A 24,615-nucleotide genomic window follows, 5' to 3' on the forward strand; every position below is an offset into this window, starting at 1 on the left:
TATCCGCAAGGCCGGAAACAATTTGTTCTATTTCACTCTTGGTGAATTTAGAGCATATCCAGATGATGAAACGGGCTATTTTGGGCATGTTGGGCTTGTCTCCTTTATGGTCTCGCAAACACATAAAAACCCTATTTCGGTGGGGGGAGACAAGCTCTTTTGAAATAATAGTTTGGAATTAAAAGAGTTTTGTGAAATAAGATCAGAATCATTTTACAAAACCCATTTAAAAGGAGAGAGAGGATTCATGAAAAGTCTCGATGAAAAAGAAACAGAGGCCATTAAAAATGTTTTGAAAACAATTGAAAGACATCATAAGGAAAAAAGCCGATGGGTTACCCGTTCAAGCGTTGAGGCATTTGATAATGATTTTGTTCAAATCAATGCCATATGGGGTATGGATGGATCCAGTTTTGAGGAGATCTTCGAGATAGACAGGAGGATTCTTCTTAAACCAGGGCTCACAGAATCTTTGTATTCGCCGAAGGAAAAACCATATCGGGTCATTCTTTGGGATTGCAGGTTTGAAAAATCCAAAAAACATACTATAAGCGTTACGGCAATCAATGCGGATGAGGCTGTCACAAAAGCAGCGGAAAAACTCGGAACAGATAATTATGAGCTCGAATCAACATTCAATAAAATAACAAAAGGAGGAATCCATGAGTTTTGAGGTATTGGCTAAACAAAATGAGATAGACGAAGAGTATCACAAGTCCATCGAAGAGGGTGAAACAAAAGTAAAGACTGATACCGCTTCCGGTTTTATTAATGGAATCAGCGCGTCCATGCAGAAAACAACTGTGGACGATTATGTATCAACACATGAAAATGCAATCGAAAATGCAGATAAGTTAGAGGAACTCGTTAAGAAAGCAAATGTCACCAGTATAGAGACCTACAAGAGTGCATTCGAACTGAAAGGTCTCCTTTCGTCATTGTTCTGTTACACGTTTAATAACAATAAGGATACTTTCAAAAAGGTTAGTGCCCTCGAAAGTGAACTCGGTCACAAGATCGGAACGTTTGCAAAAAAATATGGCAAGGCGTCCAAGGATATGCGGCCCGCTATCAAGTATCTCCTTTGGAACAGAAGATACACAAGCACGGACTATGCGAAGGTTGCCAACAATTTAATCAAAGCCGGGCATCTATGGAAAAGCAATAAAGGCAATTACTTTGTTACAGGGCTTCATCTGGCTGTCGGAGACAACACATTCACATTTAGCAGAAACACCGGAAAAGAATACAGAAATTACGTGAAAGTCTGCGCTATCCAGTGCTTCTATGTCTCTTCTTTTTGGCAGGATACATTGAAGGTATTTGAAGATAAAGGAATCATTGGTACCATCCCGTTGATTGATGAGACAATTTACCATCGCACATCTATCGGGGATTACAAGGGCTCTGCAAAAATATCCTTTTGTTACAAGGATAAGCAGCACATCCTTAACCATTATGTTAGTTAGGTGGCGATTATGATTACTTACCAGGTAAAAACATATATCACGACCACGATAGTAGCAAACGGATTTCCGATTGGTAAGTTTGTACAAAACCGACTCGATACCTATGAAGAACCTCAAAGGGAGGGCACAAAAAAAGGTGATCGGATAGGCTTCTCAAAAAAGAAGTATCTCGCCACATTAATGATGCTCTTTAACACAACGCAGGATTGCATCGCTAAAACCATCGGCGTCTCTTATGGTTTATTGAGAAAGTGGAACACCGAGGCAGAATTCAAGAAGATAGTTGAAGCTCATTGCAGGGAATTCGCCAAAACATTGAACGATACAGCGTCAAATGACGTGCAGTATTACAGCAAATTACTCAGGCAATGCATAACAAAAAATCAAGGATAAAGCAGCACATCTTTGAACATTATGTACCATAGATAATTATCAAAATTTAAAAGAAGGTTAAAGATGGGAAAAATGAGCATCAGATACAAAGGGAGAACCATTGATCTGGAGAACTGCGATCTTGATGAAGCCCGCAAACTGTACTGGAGTTATTTTTGGCGCACCGGGAATTTTCTCCATGCTGTATGGACTGATTTAACAAACAAAGTATATCTGTAGGCAAAACCACAGACAAAAAATACCAACAAAAAAAAATAAGGAGGCACCATGTTAGATTTCGTAAAAATCAGCGGGATTATTCCGTCTGAAGGAACACTCTCGCTCACAATGTCAAAGATCAAAGACGGACGCATCGTTGTCAGCTATGCGCCGAAATTCAAAGACAAAAATCACGAGGAATTTTCCCCGATTACACTGGCAGGCACGCCGGAAGAACTTAATGCAGAGTTTTCCGCTGCAATCGCTGATATTGCCAAACAGCAGGAAAAGCTGTACGGGCTTCTGAAGGTCAGCGCGGTGGTCTCGAAGAAAAAGGCAAGCATTACCAAAGCCGTTGCTGCCGAGGAACAGAAGGTTGCCAAGTCAGGCAGCGCTGACATTAAAGCTGATGTGAAAACGGATACAGTAAAACCCACTCAGTTCGACCTGTTCTCAGCGCCCCCCGTTAAACAGACTCCAGATACACCGTTGGAGACGAAACCGGTACCGGTCAAAGAGAAAGAAGAAGAAATTGAGGAGGACATTCTATGAGTATAGAAACATTGCAAAGAATATTCTCATACAACAACCTCAGGCTCGAAGACCCTGATCCCTCGATGACACCAGAAAAGGTCAAAGAGTTTTATGCGGGTATCTATCCGGAACTCACTCAATCCATTATCGAAGAACCGCAGGTCAGCGAGAATGCAGTCACATATAAGTTTGCAAAAACCTATGGCACAAAAGGGGCGGAAACGTTGGAAGATACCGATGACGATACCCCGGCTTCATTTTCTGATATGGAGACGTTCTGCAATATCATGTTCACACATGATATCAGATATGAGGCATTTCCTTCCGAGGTACTGGAGGCGATATGAATCTCCCGACACGGATCGAAGCGCCAGTGGTCATAGAAATCAAGGATGTCCTGTCTATGTATTCAAATAGCAGGATAATCGAAGAAATGGCGAATACCTATCCCCTTCTCGGAGGGGACAGGCCTTTTATTTTACAGAAAGATACTTGCTCAGATATGGAGCTTGTTATCAATGAAAAGTTAAAGGAACACCTGTTCCGGTATGATCGGTTAAGTAACGAAGACAACATCCTGTCTTATGAGGTGATGCACCGCTACAACGTAACGGAGTATCACCTGGCTGTGAGAATGCATATCTGCTATGTCTGTAAATGCACGTTCGATTTTGTGCTGGAAACTGACCCCGCAAGGCATAAGGCGGTAGATGCGATACGCCTCGTGGGGAAAATGATGGTACACGATCTGCTTCTGTCGGTAAGCAACCCTCCGGCATTCTATGAAGAGAAGGCTGAAATGGGTATGTTACATGAAGAATACGACATCGAACCTGAGACGATAAAAGAGTTAGAAAAAGACGTTAAGCAATTCAAGACACAATTCGGCAAAGGCCGGAAAGCGACAAAAAGCAGCAGGTTGGCGCGTCTGAAGAAGGCGAGACAATCCCTGAAAAATGAACTTGCCCTACAGGAACGCTCGATACTGGACAATGCGATAGAGCTATTTACCATATGTGCCGACCCGGAATTATCGAATAAAATGTTAAATGCAATAAATTTCGATAACTGGGAAGAAGGAGAGATAACACCACTGGCGCTGTTTTCTTTTATTGGACTACAAAGGTATTCGTCCATGGAGGATTGGTGGTGGAATGAACTCGAAGGATATAGCCAAAGCGGTTGCGCTGAGCCTGTGATTGAGGTGTCAATCCAAACAAAGGAGGATGCGGAGGGTCTAATCGGCCTTTCCAGATACTTTACGCTGCTCAAAGATCTGTTCTGCGCCATCGATAAACTGTCAGGGAATTAATAACAAATTAGAATAACAAATCAGGAGGTTATGAATGCCGGAAATGGCAGAAGCTAAAGGGAAATCAGCAATAAAGATTATTACATGGGATATCACGGAGAACCAAGTTGTGGAGCGTAGAAAAGAGTGTAGCAGGGATGAACTCGCTAAAATCCTCGTAGGCGAGACCGTAGAAGTTCCGGACCCGGAAGACCCAGAAAAAGAAGGGTATAATAACGGCTTTGTAGGAACGGTAAAAGCGTTAAAAGTTAATTACACCACGGTTGCCGACCAGGATGAAAATTGTTTCGACATCGAAGTATCAAAACTTACGGTAATGCTGTAAGGAGGGGCGATATGCAGCGGTCATGGAAATGGTACATAAAGTTCCCCCAGGATGCGTATGCCCTGGGACCCGTTGAGTTCAGCCGGAAAGAATATGAAAAACCGCCAGACGAAAAAGATGTACGCGAATACGCCAGGGGATGGGAGGGCGTCAAAAGACTCCCGCGTGGGTTTGAGTGCTGGCCCGCAAAGTAAAAATCAAATACCGGGTGACGCCACACGGCGTTGCCCGGCAACACCTTCAAGGAGGATACATATATATGACAAAACTGGAACAGATAAAACCCCGGCTGCCGATGGAGGCAGCACTGAAGCTGAGAAAGTGCGGGGTAATTAAAGACAAAAGAAAGCAGTCGCTCAAGTATGGCTGCAGAAAAACAAAAGGAAGGAAGGTGAATAATGGCAATCACACATCGTTGCAGTTTCGAGAAGGAGCCTCAGGGAATAAGCAGGCGTGAATACAACTATATCTGTAAGCAGGCGCTTTTGATATACAAGTGTGCAGATGATAATGACGATTTGCCGCAATATGTTATCACGCAGCACCCTATGGACGAACACGGAATTATTCGCAGCGGGTCTCCCCTGACAAGAGGAACTATCAGAAACATTTACAGAGGTCTTGCGTCCGGGCATGATACGAAACCGTGTTATTTGCCCCCGGAAATCATCGCATATGTATCCGGCCTTTTTGTCATGTGGTGGCGTCCCGGCGATGTGCGATACCTGTTGTTTGCGAATAACACAGGCATAAAAAGCGGGTATTCGCCCGTACCGCCTGCGCTGTTTCTTGCGAACGATCAGGGTCTGATGGTGTGGGCGCTGGAGGAAAATAAAAGACCTTTACCCGAGACAAGGCTGCATCATTACCCGCTATTTAATATTCATAGCAATGGAAGCTGCTGTATGGGGAATATCAGAGTGCCCGACAAAATGAACATCGAGGTGACAAAAGAATATGAACAACTATTCTTCGGTGGTGTGTGCAACAACGATCTACCGCCAACGCTGGATAAAATTACCGGAAAAGATTTATGGAACATGCTCATTCGTAAAAAAATGAAGCATTTCCCCATGGAGTATCTTGCAGATACAAAGAATACCATCGAAAACATATTGAACGGAGGACATATATGAATAGACTCGATGCAATTATACAAGGTACGTTTCCGACCGTGATGGTTCCGGCACACCAGGAACTCGAACCCTTGAAAGAAGGAATGACGCGCCTGCTGATGGCAAAAAACGGTCTTTATTTAGAAACAAACCCCCCGTGGGGGCATCTGACAGAACAACTGTGGGACTCTTCAAGAGAACTCCCTTACGGAGTAGTTGAAGAAAGGGATACGTTTAAAGAAGTGATTGCGAACACCGATGTGCTGGAGATAATCCGTGACGAAATCTTGCCTGTCGCAGTAGACTATGCTCTCCGCAGAAAAGAATGGGCGGGCTGGATAATCCGGCAAAACGGTAACTACAGCTTTATGCCGCTCAACATAGACGCTTCAAGGGAAAGTGTCCGCTATAATGCGGATTCCCTTGATGAAGGAGCCTGTGTCGTGGTCGATATTCATTCCCACGGGCGTATAAAGCCTTACTTCTCTGAAACAGACGACCTTGATGATGCTGGCGGAGTAAAAATATGCATCGTTATGGGGAATTTTAGAGAAGTATATTCCCATTCTCCCTTCGACCCGCAGATACGGTACGCTGTACAAGGATTTTTCATCAAAAGGGAGTGGTTATGATGCACTACCTCAAAAAAGATATTGTCATTGCGGATCAATTTTCTCCCGTAAAAATACTGCTGGCAGGGGTAGGTGGCACAGGCAGTCACATATTAACAGGGCTTGCCCGTATGAACCAGGCTTTAAAAGCGCTCGGACATCCCGGCTTGTATATATTAGCAATAGACGGAGACAACGTATCTGAAGCCAATGTCGGTAGACAATTATTCTCGAAGGCTGACATAGGCAGAAACAAGGCAACTGTTCTTGTCACACGCCTGAACGCTTTTTTCGGGACAGACTGGATGTCCTACCCATACGAGATCACGAAAGAATTCTCAAATGGAGATGGTTCGCCTCAAATCATTATCACTGCTGTCGATAGCCTCAAATCCCGCATTCTCTTTTATAGGTCCGCAAAAAACCTCACTGCACACTACTGGATGGATACCGGGAACACGGCGGATACGGGGCAGGTTATATTCGGATCGGTTAATCCTGTGGAACAACCCGATAAACCAGGAGTAACACCGTATCTTCCGAACGCTGTAGACCTCTACGGCAATAATCTCTCAGTCGGGGAGGAAGACAGTCAGGGTCCAAGCTGCTCTATGGCGGAAGCCCTAAACAGGCAGGATCTCTTTATCAATCAAATGGTTGCAACCTGCGCACTTCATATTCTGTGGCAGGGATTCAGGTACGGCTATCTCACGCAGCATGGCGCATTCATCAATATGCAGTCGATGACGACGCGACCGCTTCCCGTAGACCCTGAAACATGGAATAGAATGGGGTGGAAGGGAATCAAGGAAAAGAAGAAAAAATCTAAGTCGGCAAAATAAAGTGTGCTATCAGCTTCGCAAGCCTCTAACTCAAAAAGTTAGGGGCTTTTTTATGCATTATATGTTTGCTGTAAGATAAACTGTATGTGGTAACTTTTGATGAAAGCGATGTATTACTTTGAAGAAAATTAACAGTTAATGACTGTTTTTGATGAACTTGAGAAACAAAGATAGCCTGAAGGCCCCATAAACTAAAGCCTGCCACAGCAAACCTGACTGTTTTCTTCTGGCTATTGTTACAATAACAATATTAAAGTAAACAATGGAAACAGCTTCCTCGGCTTCCCCTCATCACATATTGCGCTCATACTTTGGTTATGATGCGTTTAGAGGCAATCAAGAAGATGTTATTCGACACCTTCTGTCTGGAAAAGATGCATTCGTTCTCATGCCCACAGGAAGCGGTAAATCGTTATGTTATCAGATCCCTGCCATTATTCTTCCGGGAGTATGTGTAGTCATTTCCCCTCTTATTGCCCTTATGCAGGACCAGGTGGACGGGATCAGTGAACTTGGAATTAAAGCAGGATTTCTTAATTCTACCTTAAGTCCAGGTGAAGCATACAGAGTTGAGAAAAAAGTAATCGCCGGTGAACTGGATTTACTTTATGTAGCGCCAGAAAGGATGATGACAGAAAACTTCATGAGGCTGCTTAAAAGGATAAAAATAAGCCTGTTTGCAGTAGATGAAGCACATTGCGTCTCTCAATGGGGCCATGATTTCAGGCCAGAGTATTTAAAACTCAACATCCTTCCGGAAGAGTTTCCTCATGTGCCGCGTGTTGCCCTCACTGCTACCGCTGACGAGATTACGAGAAAAGAAATAATAGAAAAGCTGCACCTTGAAAACGCCAGTCATTTTGTATCAAGCTTTGACCGTCCAAACATATATTACAGGATAGATGTGAAACAGAACGAAAAAGTCCAGCTTGTAAATTTTATCCAGGATGAACACCCTGGTGATTCGGGAATTATTTATTGCATGACGAGAAAAAAGGTTGAAGCTATTGCAAGCTTCCTCTCTGAAAAAGGTTTTACTGCTCTTCCTTATCACGCAGGCCTTGAACAAGAGCTGCGGCTTCAAAATCAGAGGAGGTTCCTCCAGAACGAAGGCATGATTATGGTTGCAACTATAGCATTCGGGATGGGCATCGACAAGCCGGATGTTAGATTTGTAGCCCATTTAAATCTGCCAAAAACGCTTGAGAGCTATTACCAGGAAACCGGACGTGCAGGACGTGACGGTGAAAAAGCTGATGCATGGATGATATATAGCCTTGCCGATACAATTATTCTACGGCAGATATTGGAATCTTCTGACGGGAACGAACAATTCAAATGGATTCAGAGACGCAAGATGGAAGCCATGCTGGGATATTGCGAAACAACAAAATGCCGCAGACAGGTCCTGCTGGGATATTTCGGGGAAAAACTTTCCGAAGCATGCGGAAAATGTGATGTGTGCGAAGGGAGAGTGGAAACCATAGACGGAACACTGATTGCCCGGAAAGCCCTCACATGTGCATACAAGACAGGGCAGATGTTTGGAGCTGCGTATTTGACCGATGTATTGCTTGGAAAAGAATCAGCGAGAATCCAAGGTTTCGGTCACGATAAACTGCCTGCTTTCGGTGCTGGAAAAGAACTTTCTGAAACAGAGTGGAAGTCTGTATTCAGGCAGCTCGTTGCTGCAGGCCTGTTAAGGGTGGACATTGATGGTAAGGGTGGTTTTAGATTGACCTCAAAGTGTAACTCTATATTCAAAAATGAACAGAAGGTCGAGTTACGGAAAGACCCTGTTCCTGCTTATCTTACAAAAAAAGCTAAACCTGTAAAAGCCAAATCTGAAACATCTAACGAAAGGAATAAAGTCAAAACCATTGCCTACCCCTTTCAAAACGAAATCTGGAATGCGCTTCGTTCACTAAGACACGAAATCGCAGAAAAGAAAAGGCTGCCGGCATATGCTATCTTCCATGACAGCACACTGAAAGCACTCTGTGAACATCTCCCGGGTTCGTTGGAAGAAATGCGGAGCATTCCGGGAGTAGGTGAAAAAAGGCTTGAGATGTATGGCGAACAGATTCTGAAAATTATCAAACAGATTAAAGGGAAAAATATTAATAATTCTGAATCTCTGAAAAAATCATCCAATTCTACAGATAATCCATCTACAGATACAGAACCCACAGAAGAAGCAGACCATAGTGCTGCCAAAAACGAAAAAGAGATGAAAAAAGAGGAAATACTTCAGCTCATTAGTCACAGTAAACTTACCTCGAATGAAATAGCTGAAAAAGTTGGTGTCTCAATGCAGACCGTATGGGCATACAAGGGCCATATAAACATGGGTACTTACGAAAATAAAGCAATAACAGACGAAGAAAACACCTCCGGGTCAGATGAAACGATTGACAACCCCATGGGCTCTGTAAGTCAACAAACCGGGAATCCACAACAAATAACCATAGCGGAAGCTGTTGAGATTGTAAATAATCTTCCGTTGGTCATACAGAATGATGAAAATACGGATAGTCTAATCTCGGAAACCAGAGCAAGCTATAGAAGGGCTTTTGAACCGTGGAGTAAAAAAGAGGATGATCTTCTCATAGAACTGTATCGCAGCGTTGAAGCAACCAAGGCTCTGGCTGAGATTTTATGCAGACAACCAACTGCCATAGAATCCCGTATCTTCAGGCTGCAACAAAGTGCTATCAAGCAACCCGGTAATGCTTAACATTGTGAATCAGTTATTGTTTTTGCCTCGACTTGCCAGACGAGCTTTTATCGCAGCTTTCACTTCATAATACACAGAAATGACCAGTGAGAAAGTTAAAATTACCAATTATTTTGTACACCTACCTATACGTACCAAAATATCTTGACCTCCGGTAATGCAGGGGTTAATCATTTATCCTGCTTTCTCTAAACAAAAGAAAAAGGAGGAAGAAGATGGAACATGTAAATGCAATACCTAAACAGGCAGACAGCAGCAAAGAAGGAGTACGTGAGCGGACCACGCTCGACCATATCATCGAAAGACTTGCCTCTATGGAGCTTCCCGGCAAGGAGTACCTTGAGCAGTACATGCATTACAAATGGCGGGTAAACCACAAGCCCAAAACTATGAAAGGCTCTTTCACTTCGATTGTGCTTTTTCTAACGTTTTATGGGGCATCGGGCAAAAGCGACATTACCCGCCTTGAACGTTCTGATCTTGAGGCCTTTATCGAGCACGAGCAGGATCGCGGCATGTACATCTCGACGGTAAAAGTGCGCATGGCCTCCGTAATCGCTTTCGTCCACTTCCTCATGGAACAGGACATCCTCTCCTCATTGCTCCTTAAGAAAACAATCAGATTAAAACTTCCCGAGACCCTCCCCCGGGCAATGAACCCGGGTGATGTAAAAAGACTCATCGGGTCGATCGACGTCGTGAGGGATCGCGCGCTTATCCTTCTCCTTTTGCGGACAGGAATACGTATCGGCGAGGCCTTAAGCCTCACCATGAACGACATCGACCTCGCAGAGAAGAAGATCCATGTGCTGGAGGGGGAGAAAAACAGCATGGGCCGAGTGGTCTATCTCTCGGGAGATGCCGTCTTCGCGTTGAAGCGGTGGCTGGCTGTACAGAATAAGGAAAACGCTTACATCTTCTCCGGACGGGGCAATTCCCCCATCTGCTACAGCACCGCCAGAAGCCGCTTCTTTGTCTACCTCAGGAAAGCCGGACTTGAACATAAAGGCTATACGGTTCACTGCCTTCGTCACACCTTTGCAAGCGAGCTCCTCAATGCCGGCATGCGTCTCGAAGTCTTACAGCAACTCTTAGGCCATCGGGATATTGAGGTCACCCGGCATTATGCGAGGCTTACCGACAGAACCAGGGAAGAAGAATACTTCCGTGCCATGGCGATCATCGAAAAAGGAGGGATCCATGGAGATTACTGAGAGATACGGCAGGTCGCTTAAGAGAAAAAACTGTGCCCCGTACACAATAAAGAACTACATGAACAGGATAGCTCATTTTACCCGTTGGCTTCGTATTCCCCTCTTTGAGGTAACCCGCCGGGAGATAGGGTTGTATGTGGACCGCCTCCTGAGGAAACACTGCTCGCCGAAGACGATCGCCTGCCATTTGCAGACCCTGCATCTGTTCTTCGCCTACCTCATCGAGGAAGAAAAAATAGCGATGGACAACCCTGTTCGAAAGGTCTCTATCCGTCTGCCTAAACCTTTGCCCCGGTGCCTGAAGGACAAAGATGCAGAGAGGTTTTTTGCCGTTATCACCGATCCGAGGGACAAAGCCATGTTCATGCTCATGCTCCGCTCGGGTCTGAGGGTCGAAGAGGTTGCCGGCCTCACAGTCGATGCAATAGACTACCGGAGACGGCAGTTGTTTGTAGTAAGGGGAAAAGGCGCCAAGGACAGGGTGGTCTATCTCAGCGACGATGCTATATCCGCCCTTGGCGTCTATCTGGCAAAACGGCCGTCGAAGGCAAAGAAGCTCTTCCTCGTTCAGAAAGGGCTGCATAAAGGAACACCGATCTCCGTCCGGGGGATCCAAAGAAGGATGGAACGCTATGCACAAAAGAGCGGGGTCACTGTATCATGCCACGCACTGAGGCACACATTCGCAACCCAGCTTCTGAACGCAGACGCCGACCTCGCCACGATCCAGGACCTTTTAGGCCATGCGCACATTACAACGACCCAGCGGTACTGCCGGGTGGCCAACCTCAAGGTCGAACGGGACTATCACAAGGCCATGGAAGTGGTCCTGCAAAGAACCCAAAAGATGGAGGACGGGCACAACCGTCCTCACTGGTCAAACCCGGTCAGGAAAATGTGCATCCCCCTTAGTTCGCCGGAAGATGAAGAAAGGAGCTTTAAATGGCAAAAAGTAAAGATGAACTGAATAACATGGTCGATGAGATCACCATCGATGCGTACAACGACGACGAACAACTCAGCGCCTTCGGGCAAGCCTTTGAGGACGACCTCTCCCTGCCCGCGGAGGCCTTTGTGGTAGGAGAGCCTGTGACAGTGATGGCAATCGGATACGAGGGGAACGAGCGTCAGGGGCTCACCGCTACATGCCGGCGGGACGGATCCATATATATGGTTGCGGCCCACAGCCTCATCTTCCCTGACAACTCAAAAGCGGGCGATTATATAGCGGCCTACCGCACATGGCTCGGCATCGAGCCTTACCTGCATGTCAAGAAACGACCAACAGACGACCTCGACATGAGCAGGGCCGCCGAACTCATCGTCCTTTCGGTTAGAACAAACGCCATCTCATGCCGTATCCCCGGAAAGGACCGTAGCCTTACCCTTCGTCCCTCCGGATACCGGGAGATCGCGCCGGGCGAGATCATTACCGTATCTCCACGGAAGAAGTGGCAATATAAAGGCCATCTGTACCTTGCCGGCGAGATCATCGCATCTCGCACCGATATACCAACTCTGGGGCTTGCGCCTTTAACGCTCCATGAAATTGGAGTGTGGGACCCCGGAGAACACTATTGGGGAGAGCCTCCATTGGAGTTATGGGCCAGGCCCGTAATCAAGCGGGGCATACGCCCCGAATATGAAATGGAGCAGGTGCTTCCCGGCGAAGACCCCGACAATCCCGACACAGACCCGATCCTTGATGCCGTCGACCTCGAACAGTCAGGTGACCACAAAAATGCCCGCCGCATACTCATGGATATGCTCGCATCGGATCTGCGCTGTCTCGATGCCCATGCACATCTGGGAAATTTTGCGTTCCCCCGGAACCCCGACATGGCAGTCCGCCATTACGATATGGGAATCAAAATAGGAGAGTTCTCCCTCGGTTCAAACTTTGACGGTCTCCTTCCGTGGGGGTGCATACACAACCGGCCCTTCCTCCGCTGCCTCCACGGTTACGGCCTTTGCCTGTGGCGCTTTGGCCGGTTGAGGGATGCGGAAAAAATATTCACCCGCATGCTCTGGCTCAATCCGACGGACAACCAGGGTGCACGTTTTAACCTGTCCGAGGTAAAAGGAGGAAAGACCTGGCATGAATAAAGATCTATCAATAAAACAGGAAGTTATCTGTGGGAATGTGGAAAGCTGTTCCACCTTCCCACATTCCCACAGACACGGCGGCGGCGGATGTGATGGCCTCAGAAAAGGAAACAAATTGTCTTGACAGAAGCATGGAGAAAAGCGATAATAAAAAATGGTGTTTAACTATATAATATCAATAGAGAATGTAGGATATGGTACGTATAGCACCTACAAGTCTACACCATGACGGTTTTGCCTTTATGCACCATTACCACAAAAAAGCTGCAAGACGACGGCCTTCAAGGCGTTCTTTTTGGCTTTACGCATACGATTTTTTACCCGATAAGAGCCTTACTCCGTACAGAACCCCCAGCCCAATGGTGATCAAAATCAGAACAAGAACCGCAGTGCCCTCGATATCCGCTCCGGAAAGTCGCATAAATATGGCAACCGGAAGGGTTTCAGTCTTCATAGACATCGAACCGGCTACAGTGATTGTTGCGCCGAACTCCCCTACAGCCTTTGCCCAGGTGAGAACAGAGGAGGCAATAATGCCCCGTTTGCTCAACGGCAGAACAACACTGAAAAAAACGTCGGAGGGTGTGGCTCCAAGGGTTCTTGCTGTTTCTTCGTAGACTCGGGGAATTTCATCCATGGCTGCCTTGATGAGCCGAATGGCTACCCCTACCGTGGTAACGAACTGAGCGAGAAGTATCCCGTATACCGTGAAAACAAACTGTACCCCCCGCTCCTGTACAAATTGTCCTGCAGGAGTGTTGAAAGAAATGAGAATCATCGCGCCCAGCGCTACCGGGGAAACGATCATAGGAAGTTCGAGAAGGGTGTCTATAATCTGTCTGCCGAAAAAGGTGAACCTCGACAAGGCGTATGCCGAAGGAAGGGCAACGAAAACGGAAATGGCCGTGGCGACAGTCGCAGTGATGAGACTCAATCGAACGGAAAACAGTACTCTTTCTGAAAAAAGCGTCTCGGTAAACAATGAGCCTTTATAGAAGTAAAAAAGGCAAAGGATAAGTCCTGCATAGACGCAGAAAACCCCTACACTGAACGCGATAGTAAGCCGCTTAAAGCTCACTTACCCACCCACTGGGCGGGAACCACATACTCTCCCCCAACCGGCTTTTTTTCTCCAATCCAGGTGATAGCTTCCTCCGGGCTCATAAAGTAATGGTATTTCTTAAACAAGGCTTTTCCTTCATCGGACAGAATGAAATCAATGAATTTTTGGGCAAGGGGCCTATTGGAAGTGAATTTTGAAATCCCTATTGGAATATATCCGATACGGACTATTTCGTGTTTCTTAAGGGCAATGGTCTCAATACGTGCAGGGTCCCAATACTGAAACACTTCCCACCCTATTACTGCATCAGCCGTCTTTAAGGAGATGGCCGTTGCTGTTTTCTCACAGCTTTCGGTATAATTGACGAGGTTCTTTCTGAACGCGGCCTTTTCTTCCAAGGTAAAATTCTTTTCTATAATTTCTACCGCGTAAAGTCCGACACAGACACCGTCGGGGTTGGCTATGGCAACTCGAATAGAAGGCTTTGTAAGATCTCGTAGTGATTTAATCACTTTCGGGTTACCCTTCTGCACGTTAATCGCGGGAACAAGGTACACTACATAACGTTCCGTCTCCGGGAACACCAGCCCCTTCTTTTTGGCTATTTCCATATAATCAGATGAACCTGGGAAATAGATGTCCCCTTTCTTCGCGAGGGTCATCTGAGAAAGAACAAAACCCGATCCACCGAAGGTCACATTAACTTTGACTCCTGTTTTTTTCTCAAAAACCTTGGCTGCTTCTTCGGTTGGTGGCTTGCTTGCAGCACCGGCAAACACAAGAAGTTCTTCGCTGTGCGAATTGGGCGTTCCGGTGAAGAGGAAGAGCAGACCCATCGTAAGGGCAAACAGAATGATTTGTTTGGACATCATTGACAATATTCCTCCTTGGTAGTTTCTTGATTCCGTTATATAATATCATAGATAACGCCTAAAGGGAATAGCAAAAAGGCGACCAGAGGGCAATCGATTACCACTTGATATGTTTATATCGTGGAAAATAAGCAGAAACTTGCTTTCAGGAAGTTGCAAACGCCATCTTCTGCTGAAAAAATCACAATCAAATATCTGCACCTTTCAACCCATAATAAACGGAAATTTATCATAAATATTGGCACATTGGCGGGGATTGCACACACCTACAAGTCAGGCATAGGGTCTTTTGACTTTGCTACGTATAGAAGGAAGAAATGTTGGTTTATGGTAAACCGGTATCATCGGTAAATATAATGATACCGGTTGAATTGAATAATTTAATGGGTCTTGAGGTCTCGAAGTCCCTGAAGTCTAGAAGGGAGCAGGATCAGGGGAGTTGGCGGAGGTATTCCACCGCGTAGTTCAGTTCTACGTCTACTCCTCTCGTGAAGTTCAGGACATTTTCCATCGTCTTCGGTACCCGGAGGCCCGGGGCAATACCGCCTGTCCCTTCTGTTCCGCTGTCGAGCTGGATGATGCCGTTTACGTCAAGTGAACGCCCATAGGGATAGCCGAAGGAATAGCCTCCCGGCATATAAATTTTTCCTCCCACCATGCCGAAGGAACCGTTGGTGCCGTGAAAACCGATGACCTTCCCTTTTGGCGCACGGCTTATTCCCATGGCCACCCCTTCACCGGAACTGACACAGGAGGGGTTGACGATGGCAACGACAGGGCCGCCGTAATGGGGGGTCTGCGGGGTAATGTACGTTGGCGGACCACCGATCGTTGTGGTTCCCGCCGCTTCGTTAAGGAAAACATCCTCGAACGCCCCGGTCTGCGCGTTGTACTGGTTTATTGTTTCGTAGAAGGCAGTGGAAGAATGGAAGAACCCCGATATGTCCGCCGCAACCTGGTCAGAACCGCCATGGTTTCCACGGAGGTCAATGATGATTCCGGGCACGCTGTTGGTCACGAAGTATTGGACTGCCTCCAGAAATTGATCGTACACCCCAAGAGGACGGCCCGAAGGATCATTTTCGCAGTGTATCTTTATGTATCCGTAGCCGTTGTCCAGCCTTCTGTATTCAACCATCTTGTCAAGCTTCAAGAGCTCTTCAATCGTAAGGGATGGGGAGAAATAGGCCATCGACAGGGTTGCCATATTATCGTCCACAGAGATGAGGGTAGCCGATGAATCGGAAGAGGCATCCCGGTTCCTGAACGAGAGACTCAGCACTGTACTGATGGGGGCGCGGGCGAGGAAACGTATCTTTTCCAGCCGCCGATGTTCTTTGGTGGCGGTTGGAGAGGTCCAGAGAAGCCTTACATCGTTTATCGCCTGTTCCATTGACTTGCCGTTCCAGGAGAGGATTTCCGCTCCTTCGGCTATGCCGGCTATGCCGGCGGGGCTCCCCGTTATAACGGCAGCAGCGATGATCCGGCCGTCGTCGAGCCCGGCAAGCGCGAGCCCGTAACCTCCGCCGGCCTGTTCGGAAAAGATTACCTGGTCTATGGCAGGGGGGCTTACATGCCCGTCGGGAATAGACGTAACGTAGTCCAGTAGGGCACAATAGTACGCTTTCTGGTCTTTTGCCGCTTCTGCGGCGGCAATGTGGGGCCTGAACGCGGTGAAGAGACCGTTCCAGTCAATTCCCTTCCACTCGGTGAAGGCATACTCGGCAGAAAATTTGGCATGGGCTGCATCAAACGCCTTCGACCAGTTCAGGCAACTAAAATCGGATGGTGGAGGGGTCAAGTACCCCGTCTCCACGCCTTGGACCCAGTCCACGCCTTGCTTTGCCTTAATCCAGTATGCCTTTGCTTGGTTGAAGGTACAAATCGGGGGGAAGGGACTGTTCACAAGGTTCCAGCCTGCATGGAGCCTGAAAGCCGGCGGGGTGGCAGGCTGGCCGGTCAACAAAAGCTTCGCCGGGGCTTCCAGATAGATCCAGTAACCTTTGCCGAACTCAAATGATGTCAAGGTGTTTTGACCTTCCACCCCTGCTCCTTGCCCCTTGTATTTCAACCAGGTTTTGTTCACGTTGTCATATCCCCAGATGATGCGGACACTGGGGGATATATCCTTGAGCACCGACCCGATAGAGGTATCAGATGAAGGGAGTTGGGGAAATGAGACAAAATTCCAGCCCCCGGAGAGGGAAATGGAGGTCTCCCGGGATTCCATATAAAGGTTGACCGTTTTATCAGGGCTTGCGTCGGTGAGCATAATGAGGTCGGGAGGAGATGAATCCATATACCCCCTCCTTGAAAGGAGAAGGGTATAGGTGCCCGGAGATTGCGGATAAATAGTGTAATTGCCTGACGTATCCGTGAAGACGTTACCCGTGTATGCGCTGCTGGAAATATCCTTCGCGGTAACAAGGACATCTTTGAGGGGGCTCTGTGTGGACAGATCCCTTATTACACCGGAGATGGTGTAGGCCTGTGCGGCCGATGCGTCGGCGGAGAGCAGAAAAATCAGACACAGGGTAACGGTCAGGAGTACAGGCAGGGACACGGTCGATAATGTCTTTCTCATGGCGTCCTCCTTTATCAATCAATGGGTACATATTTCCGTTTGTTCCGTTATTCGATCAGAATGATGTCCATTAATATAGTATACCACATATAACACGCTGAGTTTGAATTTTGACGCATTGTACAGCATAAAATATTGATGCGGTGAAAGAAACAACGCATGACCGCCCACGCTTTCGGTCCGGGACAAATCGAGATATTATGGAAAAACCTGTTACGAACAGCATGGAGCCGCCCAAACCCTGAATGAACCGCGAAATTACAAGAAAAGACAGGCTGTATGCGATACCACAGAAGTAATGAGCCGAGAGAAAATAACAGGTATCCGCCGATAAAAACTCTTTTCAATCCGACTCTGTCGGCTATCTTCCCGAAAAGAAGCATTGTGCTCACGATGGCAATTATATAGCTCAAGGCAACCCGGCTCGATGTGTCAGTACTCCTAAAAATGCTGCTATTGTTGGGAGGGATATATTGACGATATACTCATCGACATTGACGATGAATGCAACAAAGGCAAGGTTTAAAACAACCCGAAAAAATGATCATTGACTAAAAAAACCTGCATTTTTTGTGTATAATATTGAACTTTAAACTTGGGTATGAACCTAACGCAATCGAACAGCAATAAATTGTAAAATCTATAAGCATCTTGATTTCTTAGATATTGATTTATCGCCCCCCCCCATATAACTGATTTTCTAACAACCACATTTAAAATTCAAGAAAAAGCATCATGCTTTATTGCTTTCCGCTTGTAACATTGAACTGTAAAGGAAAGCGTCCTATGCTTGGTTACAGGAAGGCTTTGATAAAATGTTATCCATAACTTGTTTAAAAACAATGAAAGTGACAAAGCTGCGTTTGGCACCCGCAACTAAATGACCTCCCATCAAAGGGAAAAACAATGATTATCACTTGAATGGTGCTGATATTTAATGAGATGCCCATCTTCTCTTATTAGACCAGGGGTTTCAGGATGGGCGTCTTAAGGGAATGCTAATTCAGGAGGCTATGTTTATGGCGATAAAGGCTCCTCATGCCTAGCCAGACAATTGTCACCAGGAGAATTAACATGAGGAGCGCAGGCACGACGCCGATGGTGAGACAGAGATAACCGAAGCCCACGGCAGGGAGCAGGAGCATCCTCACCCCGGTCTTCATGGCCTCGCTCGTACTTATTGTATCTGCTATGGAAGGCGATACCCTGTAATACCACTCCACAAAAGATCTTCCAACTGAGTTCACAGAAAGAAATGCATCCCTGAACTCTCTCAGGATTTGCACATAGGGGTGGAGGTATGACCCGTAGGCAGCTGTTGCAATGAAGCACCCGCCTCCGCCGCCTCCTCCTGATACCGCGGTTGCCGTGGAGATACCGACACCGACGGGATCGGATATATTGCCGTCCGCTACACCGTCATTGTCGCCTGCGCCTCCATCGGTGACGGTCAGCGTTGCAGTACTTCCATTGATCGTTACGTTTGTGAACTGGTAAAAACCGCTGCTGTCGCTTACCTTGTATATCCTGCTCCCTGCCGGAATCCCGCTGGGGAAAGCAAGGCTGACCTGAACGGTTCCTCCGACAGGAACACCGGTCAGATTGTACGAGACCACGCCGTCCTTAAATATGTATCCCGTGGGTTTATTTGTCTGGTTAAGGCTTGGGTCTGTATCGAGAAGGACGTTCACATTGCTGATGGTCGTGGCGGCGGTGTCTATGGTAATCTTCCCTGTACCTGTCGGTGTGGAAGGAGAAGCCTTGTTGGTCGCTATCGTTGTGAAGCTCCACCGGGCATTCCCGGCCGTCGATTGAATTGAAGCGGCATATGTTTCTCCATTTGATAAATTGCCTGATGGCGTGAATGTTACTATCTTTCCGTTGAAGGATACAGCGCCCTGTACGGGGGTGTTCCCGCTGCCTGTGACGGTGAATGTGGTCGTAGCTGCAGGAGGCGCGGTTGCAAAGGTTGCGGTAATAACTGCATTTACAGACACGTCTACTGCATTAGCAGCAGGGGATGTGGAGGTAAGAGGCGTTGGCGGCTGGTAGCCCTGAAAGGTTCTGCTGTAGACCTTATTTCCAAAGTCATTGTACAGATCAGCGGTGACCGTTTCTCCATTGACAGTCCATAGAGTCCAGTGGTTCTGACCCGGCATGGGGTTGCCCGAGGCATCGAAGACAGACCCCGAATCCCCGTTCATCCAGTGGATAACACTTTTGCCGTCCCATTTTGTGCCTGATACCTGGCCCCACTGATCGTTAGAGGAGTGGATGTGTCCTGTGATATAGGCATCTACATTGTAATCGACGAGTATCTGCCAGAGGGCATCCCTGTCTGCCGGATGGCGGACCATGCCTTCGGCAGGATCCCCTGGTTTGACAAAGGCCTGGGCATGGCCGAGGACAAAGATATGACGGACACCCCGGGCCTGGGCATCCTGCAAATCCTTTTTCAACCAGTTCTGCTCCGCTGTGCCGAACCGGTACATTCCATACTCGGGGGGTCCATCTGCTTCATCATACCGGCAGTTGTCTATGGAGACGAAATGGGAGTTGCCCCAGTCGAATGAATAGACCGTACCGGGATACTTAGCGGTGATAAGATTGAGCGGGTCGGGACCGGTCGGCTGTGCGAACTGCTGATTGAAAATGACAATCGGGTCCTGCCCGGCCGGTATGGTTCCCGCCATTAACATCTCGTGGTTCCCGGGGCTGATGAGAAATGGTGTAGTTGCAGCGAGCACATCGGTAGCATTTTTGTAATTACTGTAAAGGGTTTCTCTGTACGGCCAGTTTGCGTGGAAGAGATCGCCTGCATTAATAGCAAAACTCGGCTTCTTAGCCGCTGCAAGCTTTATAATATCAATAAATGCCTTCGGCAGACCTTTTACATCATCTGCTGTTGTAGGCCCCCTGTTGTCAGCCATGGTGACAAAGGTGAACGGGGTCTCCGGAGGGACGGCGGTAGAGAATGTGTAATCCGGCGATGCGGCATTCCCTGTAACGACCTGATAATGATATGCAGTAGCGGGGGAAAGGCCGGTAATAGTCAGCCTGTGGGCATTCGTCGATACATCTTCAAGTTTGGAGAAGGTATAATTTTGGGTCAGTCCCCATTTTATCTCTCCTATTTCCGGTTTATCGGTATCCCAGTAGATGGTTGCATCCGTTTTGGTAACGAGCCCGATCCTTGGTCCGTGGACAATAGTAATATTTTCCGGGGTTGTAAAGGCAGTCATGGAGGATGGGGCAGTTGTATTGCCGTTATTATCTTTATAGACGACCCTCCATTGGTATTGCCGTGCTGCCTGGAGGGTGCCCGCTGGAAGGGTGAACTGTGTCAGATTATTGGTATCAAAACAGCTGTAAGTGTTACCTTTGGCATCTTTACAATTTGTTACGAAAACCACATTATTCGAGCTGTCCCGGACGATCCACTGGCTGGCCTGATGGATGCCCGGCATAGATGATGCAGTGAGCGTCGGGGTGAGTGTATTAACTGTTTCACCCTTTGCGGGAGATATGTTTGTGGCGGGAGGCAGTATTTCAAAGGCATCGATGGTATTTCCTGATACGTCCATGACAGTTGCAACCATCGTGTTGCCTGATACATCAAACCTGGCAAAGTGATAAATAGATTGTGCCTTTATTATATAGGGCGCTGACACCGGGTCATATGGCGTATCCGAGGTCAGGTCTGCCCCGCCGCCGCCAAGGGTAAGGTAGGTGATGCCGTTTACGAGGAGCCGGGAATAGAAGTGCTGGTGGCCCTGGATAACAAGGGGAACATTGTTTGCCTCAAAGACCGGGCCGAGGGCATCTCTGATATCCACCGCCAATGCTGCATCTATGGGATACCGGGAGGCCCACATGGGGGCATGGAAGACCGGGATATTCCACTGCGTCGAAGATCGCATGTTACCTGAAAGCCAGGCATACTGGGGAGTACCGCTGGTAAACTCGGAAAAGAATACGTCCAGCATCAGGAACCTCGCAGGTCCGTAATCGGCGAGGTAATAGTAATCCTTGTACTGTCCAGGGCCTTTTGGTAAGGGATAAAGACTATAGGGTAAGTATTTATAGAAGATCTCCCCGGGACTTGTCTTTTCGTTTATATGGCAGGCGTTGGCAGCGGTCATGCCGGTATAGGGATATGTGCTCAGATTACACTTGCCTTGCTCATCAAGAATCCCCGGCCAGTAGTGCTCGTGGTTCCCTACGCAGGCCAGAAGGGGAAGATTCGCCATGAATGTCAGCGAGCCCGCGAGGGTCCTGTTGAAGTACTGATGATCCCAATAGTGCTCGTCCATTCCGCAATTGACAAAGTCGGAGGCGTTAATGAGTAATGTCTGCCGTATCGGAACATTCTGGCTCACATCGCTCATGATCTGCTCTTCTACCACGCTGTGCTGGGTGAATGAGGTGTCTGAAGGGAGCTGCGCCCCCCTGATATCCCCATATCCGTAAAAGGTGAGGGACGTTGATGCGGGGTCCGGAGGGGTCATAAAAGAACCGCTCGCCGATGTGCCGTCAACAGCAATCCGGTAGTAGTACGTCGATCCAGCGTTGAGGCCTGTTATGATATATGAGAATTGATGCTCGTTCTGGCCGCTTCCGCTTTCCGGGACCGGAACCGGGAGTCCGTAATTGCCCGGGCTTGTCCCCCACTGAATGGTCGCGCTTGTTGGCGTTGAATCGGTCTGCCAGAGGACGGTCATGGCATTGTTGTCAACAGTCGTAGTGCCTGTCTTAGCAGCAAACAATAAATATGGTCCCTTCCTCAGATTCGCACCTGCACCAGAAGAGACTCCGGCTAAAATAACGAAAATGAAAAGCATGCAAATAGCTGCGACAAAAATATGTTTTAAAAGGGAGAACATATAATTATTTCTTAATTTTGTTCGTATTGTACCACAGATATCTCAAATGTCAACAATGACCGCAAGGCGTCAAGTCAAAACATGAATGTCCGGTTTAATTCTGTTGCGTCTTCTCCCTGCATACCATGATTCATTTCCCTGCCAGAAAAACGATTACCACTTCAAGTTCTGTACTGTAAAGTAAGCTGCTCTATGCAACATTAAGGAAGAAGCCCGGAATCTAAAGGAACAGAAAACAAGCCTTCAAAACATTACGTATTTCTAACCGTATTCAATAAGCCTTTCCGATAATTCAAACGACTCAAAAAGTTTCCGGCATAATCAAATAAGTAATACATAATCAAAATCTTCAGTAGGTTTATCCGAAAACTTTTCAAATAAACTTTCAGAACAACCTTCAAAAAAATCCAAATAATAAGGAGCCGCCATGAGAACGCCATTGTTCATTATTGTGTCGTTAATCAGGAAAGTGCTGTTAGCTGTCGCATGTTGCGAACTGCCAGAAATACAGCACCGACTGAACGCCGTCCGTCTGAGGGCATATCTGAATCAAAAAGCATGTTCGAGAAAACACGCGAAAAAAATCGCATGTATCTATGAAGCAATCGTACACCCAATAATTTATACCAAGGAGGCAATATGATCATAGACAAAAACACGTTATTAAAACCTTTATCAGCAATCAGCAGCATCAGCGAACAACGCGGATATACAAATCTTCTGCCCATTCTGAATAACTGCCTGATAGAGTTTAATGGCAGTTTCAGCATCTTCGCAACGAACCTGGAAGTGTCCGCAACAATCGAAACGCCCTACAATCACAGCGGGGAGTCTCAAAAGATATGCATTCCCACAAAAATGTTCCTCGAATATCTCAAATCACTCAACGATGGCGACGTAGAACTCACCCTCGAAGTAAATGTCTTGAGGGTACAGCAGGGGAGAACAAAGGCGGAGTTTTCTTTGGCAGAAGCTGATGAGTATCCTGCTGCATCACAAAACGTCGATGCAGATGAGAAGAAGATGGAGTTTACCATCAAAAAAGACATCTTAAGATCGCTGATTAAAAAAGTAGCATTTGCCATTGCGGCTGATGGAGCGAGAGGTCAGGCCGTGACGGGTGCATACCTCGAACTCAGCAACGGAAAAATCAAGATGGCAGGAACAGATGGCTTCAGGCTCGCTGTTATCGAATATAGTGATCCGTCTCTGACCACCGTCGATACATCAAGTATAATCATCCCGCGGAGGGGGCTATCAGAAATTGCCCGGTTAGCAAACGAAGAAATAAAGATAACAGCGGGCAGGGGAAGTGTCACTGTCATATCAGGAAACACGACGCTCGTATCAAAACTGATCGATGGCATATATCCAGACGTTGACGACGTGATACCGGAGTACCGGGAAGGAGCAACCATAGGCAGGGAAGCCTTGCTCAGATCATTAGGGCAGGTCGGTACCGCAAGCGAAAAAGGGGCAGTGAAAATCAGTTTTGATGACAAATCTATGAAGGTAGAAGCGGAAGGTGGTATCGGGAACATAGAAACCGTAGTTGATGTTGAGTACACGGGGGAACCAATGACTTTCCTTTTTAATCAGCGGTATCTCACGGATGCGCTTTCTCACTTAGAGGAAGAAACCATCGTACTGGCACTGCCGACCAACGGCTACGGTGCGGTGATGATGCGCGAGGTTAAAGACACAACTGTTTATACCAACATAATCATGCCGATCAGAGGATAGAAGACACAGCAACAGCCTATGGAGACATGTAGGCTGTTGCTACCACAAAAAAGGAGTAGACATTATGTATAAATGGATAAAACAATGGAAAGTGCAGGGCTCAGGCAAAGAAGTATATACGGTATCCGTGGATAAAAACGGTTGCTACGGCTGCTCATGCCCCGTTTGGAAGTTCAAAAGGGTAGGGTGCAAGCACATAGACCTCATAAAAAGCAACCCAAACCATATGAACGGCAGCAATACATACCGGTCCGCGACGCCCGGTAATGTCGGAGAGGTGACGATTGTCGGTGTCAACGTATTATATCCCTTAGTCCCTTTTAATCCGGGGATTCAGACTCATCTTATCGCGACAATCATTTATGATATGCAAAGGGCAAACGTGGATCCAAATTATATAAAAGATTACAAAGACCGGATGTTTAAAGAAAAGGTCAGCTTCAAGGCGGTGGACGGATATATCAGAAGCAAAGGTAGGCTCGTCTACTCTAAATGGGTAGAAAAACAAGGGTGGACGGGTCTTGAAACCGTACCATATGATACACCATTAAAAGAAGATGGATAAATAAAATAAACCATAATTATGTGGTGTTATAAGGAATAAGGGAGAAATA

Annotated in this window: 24 protein-coding genes; 20 read left to right on the forward strand and 4 right to left on the reverse strand. The window is 47.0% G+C overall.

Going from position 1 to position 24,615, the window contains the following annotated elements:
• Window positions 1-247 precede the first annotated feature (247 nt).
• From NTX75_01345 to NTX75_01430, 18 genes are all read left to right on the forward strand, one after another.
• Window positions 248-673, forward strand: a complete 426-nt coding sequence (locus NTX75_01345) for a hypothetical protein (protein ID MCX5814874.1) — start codon at window positions 248-250, stop codon at window positions 671-673.
• Window positions 663-1,469 (forward strand): hypothetical protein, encoded by an 807-nt coding sequence (locus NTX75_01350; GenBank protein MCX5814875.1) that lies wholly within the window; start codon window positions 663-665, stop codon window positions 1,467-1,469. The genes NTX75_01345 and NTX75_01350 overlap by 11 nt, the downstream gene beginning before the upstream one ends.
• A gap of 9 nt (window positions 1,470-1,478) precedes the next feature.
• Window positions 1,479-1,862 carry a hypothetical protein gene (locus NTX75_01355; GenBank protein ID MCX5814876.1) on the forward strand — a complete coding sequence of 128 codons (384 nt, stop codon included), beginning with the start codon at window positions 1,479-1,481 and terminating at the stop codon, window positions 1,860-1,862.
• A gap of 63 nt (window positions 1,863-1,925) precedes the next feature.
• Window positions 1,926-2,081, forward strand: coding sequence for a hypothetical protein (locus NTX75_01360; protein ID MCX5814877.1), 156 nt, complete (start codon window positions 1,926-1,928; stop codon window positions 2,079-2,081).
• Between the two features lie 48 nt (window positions 2,082-2,129).
• A complete protein-coding gene (locus tag NTX75_01365) occupies window positions 2,130-2,612 on the forward strand; it encodes a PRTRC system protein E (protein MCX5814878.1) in 483 nt (160 codons plus the stop codon).
• On the forward strand, window positions 2,609-2,941 hold the full coding sequence (locus tag NTX75_01370) for a PRTRC system protein C (protein ID MCX5814879.1): 333 nt from the start codon (window positions 2,609-2,611) through the stop codon (window positions 2,939-2,941). Before NTX75_01365 ends, NTX75_01370 begins: the two co-directional genes overlap by 4 nt.
• Complete coding sequence (locus NTX75_01375) at window positions 2,938-3,906, forward strand: hypothetical protein (GenBank protein ID MCX5814880.1); 969 nt, start codon at window positions 2,938-2,940, stop codon at window positions 3,904-3,906. The genes NTX75_01370 and NTX75_01375 overlap by 4 nt, the downstream gene beginning before the upstream one ends.
• A gap of 34 nt (window positions 3,907-3,940) precedes the next feature.
• Complete coding sequence (locus NTX75_01380; GenBank protein ID MCX5814881.1) at window positions 3,941-4,231, forward strand: hypothetical protein; 291 nt, start codon at window positions 3,941-3,943, stop codon at window positions 4,229-4,231.
• A gap of 11 nt (window positions 4,232-4,242) precedes the next feature.
• Window positions 4,243-4,425, forward strand: a complete 183-nt coding sequence (locus NTX75_01385; GenBank protein ID MCX5814882.1) for a hypothetical protein — start codon at window positions 4,243-4,245, stop codon at window positions 4,423-4,425.
• Between the two features lie 65 nt (window positions 4,426-4,490).
• Window positions 4,491-4,688: a hypothetical protein gene (locus NTX75_01390; GenBank protein ID MCX5814883.1), complete on the forward strand. Its 198-nt coding sequence runs from the start codon at window positions 4,491-4,493 to the stop codon at window positions 4,686-4,688.
• Window positions 4,630-5,367, forward strand: coding sequence for a PRTRC system protein B (locus NTX75_01395; GenBank protein ID MCX5814884.1), 738 nt, complete (start codon window positions 4,630-4,632; stop codon window positions 5,365-5,367). Before NTX75_01390 ends, NTX75_01395 begins: the two co-directional genes overlap by 59 nt.
• Complete coding sequence (locus tag NTX75_01400) at window positions 5,364-5,978, forward strand: PRTRC system protein A (GenBank protein ID MCX5814885.1); 615 nt, start codon at window positions 5,364-5,366, stop codon at window positions 5,976-5,978. Before NTX75_01395 ends, NTX75_01400 begins: the two co-directional genes overlap by 4 nt.
• The gene (locus NTX75_01405) at window positions 5,975-6,799 is read left to right on the forward strand and encodes a PRTRC system ThiF family protein (GenBank protein MCX5814886.1); all 825 of its coding nucleotides are present in this window, start codon (window positions 5,975-5,977) and stop codon (window positions 6,797-6,799) included. The genes NTX75_01400 and NTX75_01405 overlap by 4 nt, the downstream gene beginning before the upstream one ends.
• Window positions 6,800-7,061: 262 nt before the next feature.
• Window positions 7,062-9,536, forward strand: a complete 2,475-nt coding sequence (gene recQ, locus NTX75_01410) for a DNA helicase RecQ (GenBank protein MCX5814887.1) — start codon at window positions 7,062-7,064, stop codon at window positions 9,534-9,536.
• A gap of 215 nt (window positions 9,537-9,751) precedes the next feature.
• Complete coding sequence (locus NTX75_01415; protein ID MCX5814888.1) at window positions 9,752-10,750, forward strand: tyrosine-type recombinase/integrase; 999 nt, start codon at window positions 9,752-9,754, stop codon at window positions 10,748-10,750.
• Window positions 10,737-11,717, forward strand: a complete 981-nt coding sequence (locus NTX75_01420) for a tyrosine-type recombinase/integrase (GenBank protein ID MCX5814889.1) — start codon at window positions 10,737-10,739, stop codon at window positions 11,715-11,717. Before NTX75_01415 ends, NTX75_01420 begins: the two co-directional genes overlap by 14 nt.
• Complete coding sequence (locus tag NTX75_01425; GenBank protein MCX5814890.1) at window positions 11,693-12,856, forward strand: cytoplasmic protein; 1,164 nt, start codon at window positions 11,693-11,695, stop codon at window positions 12,854-12,856. Before NTX75_01420 ends, NTX75_01425 begins: the two co-directional genes overlap by 25 nt.
• On the forward strand, window positions 12,849-12,980 hold the full coding sequence (locus NTX75_01430) for a hypothetical protein (GenBank protein MCX5814891.1): 132 nt from the start codon (window positions 12,849-12,851) through the stop codon (window positions 12,978-12,980). The genes NTX75_01425 and NTX75_01430 overlap by 8 nt, the downstream gene beginning before the upstream one ends.
• A 177-nt stretch (window positions 12,981-13,157) precedes the next feature.
• Here NTX75_01430 and NTX75_01435 read toward each other — a convergent pair whose 3' ends face one another.
• The 4 genes from NTX75_01435 to NTX75_01450 form a co-directional block, all read right to left on the reverse strand.
• A complete protein-coding gene (locus NTX75_01435) occupies window positions 13,158-13,934 on the reverse strand; it encodes an ABC transporter permease (protein ID MCX5814892.1) in 777 nt (258 codons plus the stop codon).
• On the reverse strand, window positions 13,931-14,791 hold the full coding sequence (modA, locus tag NTX75_01440) for a molybdate ABC transporter substrate-binding protein (GenBank protein MCX5814893.1): 861 nt from the start codon (window positions 14,789-14,791) through the stop codon (window positions 13,931-13,933). The genes NTX75_01435 and modA overlap by 4 nt, the downstream gene beginning before the upstream one ends.
• 430 nt (window positions 14,792-15,221) lie before the next feature.
• Window positions 15,222-17,375 (reverse strand): S41 family peptidase, encoded by a 2,154-nt coding sequence (locus tag NTX75_01445; GenBank protein MCX5814894.1) that lies wholly within the window; start codon window positions 17,373-17,375, stop codon window positions 15,222-15,224.
• 998 nt (window positions 17,376-18,373) lie between these two features.
• On the reverse strand, window positions 18,374-22,216 hold the full coding sequence (locus NTX75_01450) for a metallophosphoesterase (protein ID MCX5814895.1): 3,843 nt from the start codon (window positions 22,214-22,216) through the stop codon (window positions 18,374-18,376).
• Between the two features lie 681 nt (window positions 22,217-22,897).
• On the opposite strand from NTX75_01450, the gene dnaN reads away from it, so the two are divergent.
• Together dnaN and NTX75_01460 are read left to right on the forward strand one after the other, a co-directional pair.
• Entirely contained in the window at window positions 22,898-24,001 is a 1,104-nt protein-coding gene (dnaN, locus tag NTX75_01455; GenBank protein MCX5814896.1) for a DNA polymerase III subunit beta, read from the forward strand.
• Window positions 24,002-24,065: 64 nt separating this feature from the next.
• A complete protein-coding gene (locus NTX75_01460) occupies window positions 24,066-24,566 on the forward strand; it encodes an SWIM zinc finger domain-containing protein (GenBank protein ID MCX5814897.1) in 501 nt (166 codons plus the stop codon).
• Window positions 24,567-24,615: the final 49 nt, after the last annotated feature.

The organism is Pseudomonadota bacterium, assembly GCA_026388315.1.
In the GTDB taxonomy this organism is placed as follows: Bacteria; Desulfobacterota; Syntrophorhabdia; order Syntrophorhabdales; family Syntrophorhabdaceae; genus MWEV01.